Origin of the sequence: Acinetobacter sp. YH16038 (genome assembly GCF_013417275.1) — a bacterium.
Lineage (GTDB): Bacteria > Pseudomonadota > Gammaproteobacteria > Pseudomonadales > Moraxellaceae > Acinetobacter.
In genome coordinates, this window is record NZ_VPEG01000131.1 from 1 (window position 1) to 1724 (window position 1724).

Below are 1724 nucleotides of genomic sequence, written 5' to 3' on the forward strand. Positions count from 1 at the left end.
AGGTTCAATCAAAAATAGAATATGTAAAAAGATCATTGAAAATAAGTATAGAAAAAGGGGTGGATATATTTCGCCATCAATTCGGGCGTTGGTTGGGGTTCTTCCGTCAATGGTTCGGGGATGATGAAACATGTATACAGGCTTTGGCACATGATTTCAGTGTTCCAAAACGATTTAATATGACTAAACAGGATTGGACTAGGGTGCATCCTGATTTTTGTGTTCCTTAGGCTATTTGTGATTTGTGATTTTTAAGGGCGCACTTTACCATTGAATCAATGAGTGCTTAACAGAGATGGCGGAGTGCCATCGAACTGACGGACTATGAGTTACTAGCCTTTTCCTCTCTGATTACCAATTTGAAGGCATTTGCGCCTAATGACAGGTACAGCGAAGCCGAATGGAAGGGGAAGGTTGTGTGGTGTGTGGCGTACCGTGTACGCACACCCACACCACACAGCCTTGATTTATATTATTTGTTTAGTGTAGATTGTTTATTGCACGTAAGAAGCTAACAAGCGAAGTCCTGTGAAGTTAAAGACCTGAACGCAATAGATCGACAGGCACAAAAGCAGCAGGCATAAAAATGGGCTATCAGTGCGTCAACACCATAGCCCTTGATGAACATTAAGAAGGAATGTCCATGACTAAATTTTATGGGGAAAATACCCCTTTTACAACTGCTACACCTGAAAACTATTCTAAATTCGCCAATGATTTCCTGAAAAATCGGACTTTACCCACTGTCAGCCCGTGGGAGTGCCACGTTAGTAATACGTGGCAAAACTCGAAGGCTCAAATTCCATCTAACGAAGTCCTAAAAGATTGGCAAGCGGCTAACGAAGTAAAGTTGGTTATTGATGATCAAGGCAATCCAAAAATCCTACTGGTGTCTGCACCTGCTGAACATGAAATAGCGTTTATAGATTGGATTTCATTCTCCTTAAAGCGTTACACGTTTTCGGATCACTATATTGGACTCTCAGAAGAATTTATTAACGATGCCTGCATAGAAGCAATGGGGGAAAAGTTAGAGCAAATTTTCGGATTTAAAGTCGGTAAAAAAAGAAAAAATGGCAAAAACTTCTATGAACAATGTTATGAAATTATTAATCATGATGATGTCGTGGTCGGTGATCTCTGCATAGGTGGTCAAAACAACACAATGCTTGTGATGTTATCTGGTCAGGGTTGCTTGATGGGTGACTACGGCTGGCAAGAAAAGTTATATCAATTCTTAAATAAGGCGCAAGGCGCAAAAATTACAAGACTGGATTTAGCACATGATGACTACGATGGTACTTATTTAGATATTGATGATCTGAATGAAAGAGAAACGAACGGGGAATTTTACTATTTTGGAAAGCCTGCACGTGTAACTTGGTTCGGTGATTGGAAATATTTAGATAGAGATAAGCTAGGGCGTACTTTGCAGATCGGTTGCCGTACTTCAGATAAAATGCTTAGGGCTTATGAAAAAGGAAAGCAATTAGGGGATAAAAATAGCGACTGGTTAAGGGTTGAGGTTGAGTTAAAAGCAAAACATACAATTATCCCTTTTGATGCGATTATAAATCCCTCTGATTACTTCATTAATCTGTATCCGTGTTTTAAAGACCTGTTTAAATACGATGATCAGGTTCAATCAAAAATAGAATATGTAAAAAGATCATTGAAAATAAGTATAGAAAAAGGGGTGGATATATTTCGCCATCAATTCGGGC

General features: G+C 39.1%; 2 protein-coding genes. Both read left to right on the forward strand.

The window, feature by feature from the left end; all coding sequences use genetic code 11:
• Positions 1 to 230, forward strand: a 230-nt coding sequence (locus FTV34_RS17845; protein ID WP_218949387.1) for a hypothetical protein, incomplete at its 5' end; no start/stop codon positions are given.
• A gap of 413 nt (positions 231 to 643) precedes the next feature.
• Positions 644 to 1724 (forward strand): replication initiation factor domain-containing protein (locus FTV34_RS17270; RefSeq protein ID WP_180070892.1); only part of this gene is annotated, 1081 nt, incomplete at its 3' end.